This window comes from Variovorax sp. OAS795, from assembly GCF_040546685.1.
Lineage (GTDB): Bacteria > Pseudomonadota > Gammaproteobacteria > Burkholderiales > Burkholderiaceae_C > Variovorax.
This window is the reverse complement of the sequence record NZ_JBEPOH010000001.1, coordinates 4,420,955-4,429,197: the sequence shown is the minus strand read 5'-3', so window position 1 is coordinate 4,429,197 and position 8,243 is coordinate 4,420,955. Positions and strand designations below refer to the sequence as shown.

Here is an 8,243-nt window from a genome sequence, read left to right as displayed (position 1 = left end):
GCTGCGCCGCGTTTACCAGCGGTAGGTGGCCGTTGCCACGGCTGTGCGCTGCGTGCCCAGGTAGCAGTAGGCGTAGGCGCAGTTCGCGACGTAGGCCTTGTTGGTCAGGTTGCGCAGGTTCAGCGCCAGCGTCCAGCGGTCGATGTCGTAGCCGATCATCGCGTCGAGGAGCGTGTACGACGGCACCTTGGCCGGCGCGACCACTTCGCCGTCGCCATGCGTCGAGCCGTTGAAGCGCGCGCCCACGCCCACTTTCAGGCCGTTGCTGAAGCGGTAGTCCGCCCACACCGACAGGCGATTGCGCGGAACCGACATCGACTGCTTGCCGATCTCCTCGACCCGGCTGCTGGCCGTGACGATGGCGCGCGGCGTGTAGGCGTACGAGGCCGTGAGGTTCAGGCGCGGCATGAGCTCGGTGGTGGCCTCGAGTTCGAGGCCGCGCACCGAGATCTCGCCGGTCTGCCTGGGCATGAAGCTCGCGTCGTAGGTGATGTAGTTCTTGCGCCGCAGGTCGAAGATGGCCGCGCTGTAGAGCGACTTGCCGCCCGGCGGCTGGTAGCGGATGCCGGCTTCGTACTGCCGGCCGCTTTCCGGCTTGAAGGGCGTCTTGGTGGCGGGATCGAGCGCGCCGATCGGCGCGAACGATTCCGAGTAGCTCAGGTAGGGCGCAAGTCCGTTCGGCGCCAGGTAGACGAGGCCCGCGCGCTTGGTGAACTTGTGCTCCGAGATGCGCTGCGTGGTGCCGTCGAACCGGCTGTAGTTGCTGCTCTGCGCAGTGTCGTAGCGGCCGCCCAGCGTGAGCGACCAGCGGTCGCCCCATTTGATCTGGTCCTGCACGTAGATGCCGGTCTGCGCCAGCCGGTTCACGCCGTTGACGTAGGGAGCGGGAAGCTCGATGGCGCCGCCGTAGACTGGGGCCTGGATGTCGAGCAACGGCGCGCCGACGATGCTGCTGTAGGTGTACTGGTCGATGCGGGTGCGCTGGTAGTCCAACCCCACCAGCACCTTGTGCTGCCAGTCGCCCGATCGCAGGTCGGCCTGCAGCTGGTTGTCCATGGTGAGCGAGGTCGTGCTCTCCTGGCTGCCGAACACGCCGCGGTTCAGGTACCGGTAGTTGGCGGGGCTCAGCGCGTTGGCCGGGTCCATGGCCGCGAAGCTCGGCGACTGCAGGGTGCGGTAGTCGACCTCGAGCTTGCCGTAGCGCAACTTCTGGCGCACGGTGAAGGTGTCGTTGAAGCGATGCTCCAGCTGGTAGCCGATCATCTTCTGGTCGTGGTTGAAGTGATCGAAACTCGGATCGGCCACGTTCAGGTCGCTGGGAATGGTGGTGCCGATGCGCGTCGGCTTCAGCGAGCCCTCGATGGGCCGGATGCGGCTGTAGGCGCCCGCGCGGTTCTTCTGGTACTGGGCCAGCAGCGTGAACGTGGTGTCGCTCGAGGGTTTCCAGGTGATCGAGGGCGCGATGTAGGTGCGGTCGTCGCGCGAGCTGCCGCCGGGCAGCTGGGCATCGCGCAGCACGCCGGTGATGCGGTAGAGCACCTTGCCTTCGGCATCGAGTGCGCCGGAGAAATCGCCGGCCACCTGGCGGCGGGCGTCGTTGCCGTACTGCAGCTGTATTTCGCGCAGCGGCTCGGCCGTCGGCAGCTTGCTCGCGATGTTGACCACGCCGCCCGGGCTCGCCATGCCATAGAGCACCGAGGTCGGGCCGCGCAGCACTTCGATGCGCTCGCTGCCGTAGTTCTCGGTCTTCCAGACACCCCAGGTCCCGTTGTTGCGCAGCGGCAGGCCATCCAGGTAGAAGCCGGGCGCATAGCCGTCGAAGCCGCGGATCGCGATCCAGTCATAGCGCGAATCCGCGCCGAACGGGGCGATGGCAATGCCCGGCGTGTAGCCGAGCGCATCCTTGACGGTGGTGGCGCCGATGGCGTCCATGCGGTCGGCCGTGATGACCGAGATCGACTGCGGCGTCTCCACGATCGGCGTGTCGGTCTTGCTGCCGGCCGTGCTGCGTTTGGCGAGGTAGCCGTTGACGTGGCCTGTGGCGGATTCTTCCGTGGTGGCGTTCACGGTGATCGCCGGCAGGGTCGGGTCGGCGGCTCCCGACGGCTGTGCCGTGGCTTGCGCGAAGGCGCTCACGCTGCAAAGGGAGGAGGCCGTGCCGAAGGCCGCGGCGAGTGCGGCATTCAACAGACGTTGGCGGGGCAGGGGACGCATAAGGTTGAAGACTCCAGGTGCTTGAATACGACGTGTTCACGTTTCGGCGCCCAGGGCGGCCGAATCCGTCGCCCTGGTGCTTCCATACATGAGACGTTCGACTTAAAAAAAAGGAGACAGCGCGCTGTCTCCTTTTCTTTCGACTGCCTCGCCGGAGCGGGTCTTTGCCTAGGCCCGGACCGCCTCCCGCTCGCGGAGGGCACTGTTCGCGGCGTCGGCCGCAGCCGCCACCGGCGCACCACCCGGAATCGCCTTGAGCAGCGCGCTGCCGATCTCGCCCGTGCGCACGGAGGTGACCGACAGCAGCGTGTCGCTCAGCCCGTGCGAGGCTTCGCAGGCGCCCTGCAGGAAGATGGCGGGGTGGAAGTCCGGCGTGCTGCCGACGCGGTAGTGGCGGTCGACCGAAAAATCGCCCAGGTACGGTGCCAACGGCGCGAGGAGGGCCTTGTGCTGCTCGCGCGCGTAGCCGGTGGCCAGCACGACGGCGTCGTAGCGCGAGGTGCCGTCGGCGCCGCTGTCCTGGTCGAACAGGGTCAGGTGGATGCCGTCCGCCGCGGCCTGCACGCCGCGGATCTCGTGCCGGCGCAAGAAGCGCATGCGGTCCTCGCCGCGCACCTTCTGCTCGTAGAACATCTTGAAGATCTGCTGGATCAGGTCGAGGTCGGCCACCGCGTAGTTGGTGTGGCCGAACTCGTCGATCAGCGCGGCGCGCTCGTCCTCGGGCTGGCCGTAGATGTAGTCGGTGAACTCCACGTTGAACACCTCGTTGACGAAGGGGCTGTCGTCGGACGGGCGGATCGAACGCGCCCGCATGATCAGGTCGACCTGCGGCGCATGGGGGCGGCCTTGCAGGTCCATGAAGATCTCGGCTGCGCTCTGGCCGGCGCCGACGATGGCGATCCTTGCGGCATCGGGCAGCCGGGCCATGCCGCGCAGGTAGCCGCTCGAGTGGAACACGCGTGGATCGTCCCTGAGCGGCCCGAAGCCTTCGGGGATGTTGGGCATGCCGCCGATGCCGACCACCAGGTTGCGCGCGAGGCGCTCGGTGACCGCGCCTGCCCCATTGCGCGAACGCACGCGCAAAAGCGAAACCTCGCCGCCCTGCGTTTCCTTTTCGGGCAGCACCTCGAAGACCTGCTCGCCGTAGACGCAGGCATCCTCGAACTGCGCCGCGGCCCAGCCCAGGTAGTCGTTGAACTCGTGGCGGCTCGGGAAGAAGGTCTTGAGGTTGATGAAGTCCTGCAGGCGCTTGCTCTCGTGCAGGTAGTTGATGAAGGTGAAGCGGCTGGTCGGGTTGCGCAGCGTCGCCAGGTCCTTCATGAACGAGATCTGCATGTGCGCCTGGTCCAGCATCATGTCCTTGTGCCAGGCGAAGCCGGCCTGCTTTTCGATGAACACCGCATCGACGCACCGGCCTTCGCGGCGCTTCTCGTCCAGCGCAATGGCCAGCGCGATGTTCGACGGGCCGAAGCCGATGCCGATGAGGTCGTGAATCACCATGGCGGTTGTTCCTTTACGCAGAGTGTTGGGCGGGCGGGGCGGCGGCGTCGCTGCGGGGCAGCCACAGCGCATCGGTGAAATAGCGTTCGCGCAGCATCACGACCAGGAGCGCGCGCTTGTGCGGCAGGTCGAACTCCTTCACCTTGGCGTAGCCGGATTTGTCCAGGTTGCGGATCTGCTGCAGGTGGTCGATGCGCGGCTCGCCCACCGCGCGTTGCGTGCGCGGATCGCACAGGAAGATGTAGTGCGAAATGGAGGTGAGCCATGCGGTGGCGAATGCCCTGCCGCGGAACGCGGGCTCGCCGATGAGCACGTGCCAGCCGCGGTCGTGGTCGTTCACGTCGTAGAACGGCGCGATGCGGCTTTCCTTGGCCCAGTACATCTCGAAGTAGCCGAAGGGCTCGCCGTCCAGGCAGGCGATCATCGAATACATGTGCGGGTCGCGGTCGATGGCCGAGAGGTAGTGGCGGTGTTTGTCGAGGTCGCCTTCCTCCTCCCAGATCACGGCCACGTCGGGGTCGTTCATCCAGCGGTTTAGCATGGCGAGGTCGGCCTCGAGGTCGAAGCTGCGAAACGAGAAGGTCTTGCCGAGCCAGGGAATGAAACGCTGGTAGAGCAGGCCGCGCGGCTTGGGCGGGCGCACGGGGTGGCGCTTGCCCTGGGTCAGCGCATGGCGCAGCGCGATGGGCGGGTGCACGGTGGGCAGCCAGAGGGAAGGCTGCTGCCACAGCATGTCGCGGCATGCGAGTGCATGGCCGCCTTCGGCTTGAAGCAGCACGCCGGCCTGAACGAGCGCCGCGGCCGGCCGGCTCGGGGCCACGTTGAAGGTCTTGCTCGCCGGGTGGCATTCGAACGCGCCTTCGAGCGCTGCGAGCAGATGGGTGCTGGAGGCATCGCTGCCGTCCACCCACGCGAGCGTGGCACCCTCGCCGGTCTTCCACAGCGAGCGCGAGCCGTGCTGCGTATTGCGCACGCCGAGCAGGCCGTCGCCCTCGCGCGTGATCGCGTGCGGCATGCCGCCCGCATAGGAAACATGGGCAGGGGTCGTCATGCGATGCTTTCGGTGAGCGGCTGCCGCTGCCCCGCGAGCAGGGCCAGCCCCTCGTGCAGGGCGGGGAAGAGGCTGTGGTTGAAGTTGTTCCAGCGCAGCTCCAGGATCGTGTCCGCGGGGTCGATGCCTGTGCGCAGTGCATCGTGGATCACCTCGCCGGAGTCGATGCCGTTGTCCACGTAGTGCAGCGAGGCGCCGGTCTTGAAAAGCGGCGCCACGGCCACGCTTTCCATCGTTGCCCAATCGACGATCCTGCGGCCCTGCGCGCCATGCAGCGCATCGAGCGTGGCGCAGGCGCCGCGGCGTACGTAGGGCGACTCGGCGCGCGTGATGCCCGGATGGATGTTGACGATCTTGCGGTGGAACGGCGCGCCGGGCCGCACCAGCTCGTCGAGGATGACGAGCAGTCCGTCGAGTACGACGACATCGGCCTGCAAGGTCAGCAGCTTGTCGAGCAGCGTGCGCTCGAAGCGGCGCTTGCCGGCGGGCCGATCGGCCGCATCGAGCGGCAGGCGGCGGTACTCGGAAGGCACCGGATGGAACAGGCCGGCCAGCAGCTTGCCCTGCGTTGTGAGCCCATGCGGAAAGATCCACGGCTGGCCGGGCTGGCACGAGAAGCCGTAGTCCCGCAGCGCGGCCCGGTCGCGTGGCGAATGCGGGTCGTCGTCCGTCACGATGCCTTCGAGCGAATAGGCATCGCCCAGTGGCGTCTCGTCGAGCGCCCGCGCCAGGTACTCGAGCGGGGACGCCATGTAGCGCTGCCCGCCCTTGTACGCAATCTGCTGGCCGGCCTGGTCGGCCGGGGCATTTCTCAATGACAGGATGTAGACGAGCTTGGCCTTGGACATGGATGTGGAATGGAATGGACAGATGGAAGACGGAATGGCCCGCAATCTGTTCACCCGAAGCCGCGGTGCGCCGGTGCCAGCGGGCAGGCGTTGCAGTGGTGCTCGTGCGGCAGCAGGTGGTTGAGGCAGCACTCGCGGTGCAGCTTCACAGGGGCCCGGCGTTCGCGGCCGTGCAGCGGGTTGGCGCGAAGATCGCGCGGCCATGCCGCGGTGTGCAGCAGCAACTGGCGGTCCTGCGCGATCGAGGCTGCGCCGCCGGTCGCGGCCAGTGCCGCATCGAACACCGGCTCCATGAGCCGCACGGTGTTGCTCCAGAGGATCTTGGGCGCCAGCCGCGTGAGGCCGCTCAAGGCGTCGAAGAGCGGGGCGAGGTGCTGCCACAGCAGCGGTCCGTAGCGCTCTGCGGCATCGGTCCCGTGAAGCGGCCGGCCCGGCTGCCGGATGTGAAAGCCGGCCGGGCCGCCGTGCGCGTCCAGCCGCACCCAGGTGTGTTCCGCCGCGATGGGGAACACGTGCTGCAGCATGCTGGCCGCGGCCATGACCGGCGGCAAGAGCATCGCGATGTATTCGAGGCTCCACGCCGAAGCGACCGCACGCCGGTCGCCTCCGCTCGCGCCTCTGGAGAGGGCATTGCGGTCCAGCACGCCCGCGAGCAGCGCGGGTGACTGCGCAAGGTCGGCCACGCGCACCATGCCCGCAGGCACGGTGTCGGCACACTGCAGCTTCTCGCCGTGCACGGCCAGCTCGCCCTGGAACAGCGGCACCAGCAGCGGGATCATGGGGCGGCGTTCGGCACGGTCATTCCTGCAAGACGGATTCGAAGGCCGCTTGTTCATCCGGGCGCCGGCTGAACATTGCCGCGGCTCGGCCGTCTAGGCAGTAGGTGGCACGCAGCCATCGCTGTCGCCCCCGGGCGGAAAGAGCCTTTGCATGACTACCACCACCACCCCAGGCAACGGCGCCGAGATCGCGCGCCTGCTGAAACCCTTCCTGCCGTGGATCGTGCTGTCGGCCGTCACGGGCGTCGGCGCCGGTGCCGCCACGGTCGCGCTGCTGGGCACCATCAACCGCGTGCTCAACCAGCCGGGCGGACTCGCGGGTGGGCTGCTGCTGACCTTCATCGGCCTGTGCGGCGTGGCACTGTTCGGGCGCATGGTGTCGGACGTGTCGACCAACTTCGTCGGCCAGCGGCTGGTGGCCCAGGTGCGCAAGAGCCTGGCGCAGAAGATCCTCTCGGCGCCCATCGATGCGCTGGAGCGCTACCGCACGCACCGCCTCATGCCGGTGCTGTCGCAGGACGTGGACATGATCAGCGACGTGGCCTTTGCGCTCTCGGGAACGCTGATCGCGCTGGCGGTGGCGCTGGGCTGCCTGGGCTACCTGGCGTTCCTCTCTCTGCCGCTGTTCGGCCTGATGCTGGTGGCGCTGGCGATCGGCATCACCGTGCAGCTCATGGCGCAGATCCGCGGCGAGGCCGGCTTCTGGAAAGCGCGCGAGCAGGAGGACCAGCTGCACAAGGCCTACCGCGCCATCAGCGAAGGCGCCAAGGAACTGCGCATGCACCGCGCGCGCCGCACGCGCATGTTCGCGGGTCAGATCGAGCGCATCGTCGACACCATCCGCGTGGTCAACGGACGTGCGATCAACACCTATGTGATTGCGACGGCCTTTGGTTCGGCGCTGTTCTTCCTGTTGATTGCGCTGATCCTGGGCTGGGCCGCGTTCCGCACGACCGAGCCGGCAGTGGTCAGCGGCTTCGTGCTGGTGCTGCTGTTCCTGAAAGGCCCGCTCGACCAGATCGCGCTCACCTTGCCCGGCGTGGGGCGTGCCAAGGTGGCCTTCGAGCGCATCGGCGACCTGTCGGCGCGCTTTGCCACGCCGGAGCCGCACCTGCACCTTGCGCGCGCATCCAACGGCGTGATCCTGAAGAACGAGATCGGCATGCGCAGCGTGCGCTATGCCTTCGATGCGCCCGAAGGGGGCGAGGCCTTCACGCTCGGGCCGATCGACCTGCAGCTTCGCCGCGGCGAGATGGTGTTCGTGGTGGGCGACAACGGCTCGGGCAAGACCACGCTCGTCAAGCTGCTCTTGGGGCTCTATGCGCCGCAGGCCGGCGAGGTGCTGATCGACGGTTCGGTCGTGAAGCCCGAGGGCCGCGACGACTACCGCCAGCTCTTCACCACCGTGTTCTCCGACTTCTACCTGTTCGAAGATCTCGTCGCCGGCGAAGAGAGCGAGGGCGGCGCCGGCATGGAGGTGCTGCCCGAAACGGCGCTGCCGTATCTGGAGCGGCTGGAGATCGCCCACAAGGTGAGCCTGAAGAACGGCGCCTTCAGCACCACCGACCTCTCGACCGGCCAGCGCAAGCGGCTCGCGCTGGTGCACGCGTACCTCGAAGGCCGCCCGGTGCTGGTGTTCGACGAATGGGCCGCCGACCAGGACCCGGCCTTCCGCCACCTGTTCTACACCGAGCTCCTGCCCGAGCTGCGTGCCAAGGGCCACCTGCTGGTGGTGATCTCGCACGACGACCGCTACTTTCACCTGGCCGATCGCGTCATCACGATGCGTGCGGGCAAGATCGCGGAAGACAGGGTGCATGCATCGCGGGAAAGCCTCGCCGCGTGAAGGAG

General features: G+C 67.7%; 6 protein-coding genes. 1 reads left to right on the top strand and 5 read right to left on the bottom strand.

The genetic code is table 11. The features are described 5' to 3' along the window. Positions 1-12 precede the first annotated feature (12 nt). The 5 genes from ABID97_RS21465 to fhuF form a co-directional block, all read right to left on the bottom strand. Complete coding sequence (locus ABID97_RS21465) at positions 13-2,214, bottom strand: TonB-dependent siderophore receptor (protein ID WP_354400590.1); 2,202 nt, start codon at positions 2,212-2,214, stop codon at positions 13-15. A 168-nt stretch (positions 2,215-2,382) separates the two neighbouring features. Beyond that, positions 2,383-3,714: a lysine N(6)-hydroxylase/L-ornithine N(5)-oxygenase family protein gene (locus ABID97_RS21460; RefSeq protein WP_354400589.1), complete on the bottom strand. Its 1,332-nt coding sequence runs from the start codon at positions 3,712-3,714 to the stop codon at positions 2,383-2,385. 13 nt (positions 3,715-3,727) lie between these two features. Further along, a complete protein-coding gene (locus ABID97_RS21455; protein WP_354400588.1) occupies positions 3,728-4,765 on the bottom strand; it encodes a GNAT family N-acetyltransferase in 1,038 nt (345 codons plus the stop codon). After that, on the bottom strand, positions 4,762-5,613 hold the full coding sequence (locus tag ABID97_RS21450; RefSeq protein ID WP_354400587.1) for a formyltransferase family protein: 852 nt from the start codon (positions 5,611-5,613) through the stop codon (positions 4,762-4,764). Before ABID97_RS21450 ends, ABID97_RS21455 begins: the two co-directional genes overlap by 4 nt. A 50-nt stretch (positions 5,614-5,663) precedes the next feature. After that, positions 5,664-6,392: a siderophore-iron reductase FhuF gene (gene fhuF, locus ABID97_RS21445; RefSeq protein WP_354400586.1), complete on the bottom strand. Its 729-nt coding sequence runs from the start codon at positions 6,390-6,392 to the stop codon at positions 5,664-5,666. Between the two features lie 151 nt (positions 6,393-6,543). On the opposite strand from fhuF, the gene ABID97_RS21440 reads away from it, so the two are divergent. After that, positions 6,544-8,238, top strand: coding sequence for a cyclic peptide export ABC transporter (locus ABID97_RS21440; RefSeq protein ID WP_354400585.1), 1,695 nt, complete (start codon positions 6,544-6,546; stop codon positions 8,236-8,238). Positions 8,239-8,243: the final 5 nt, after the last annotated feature.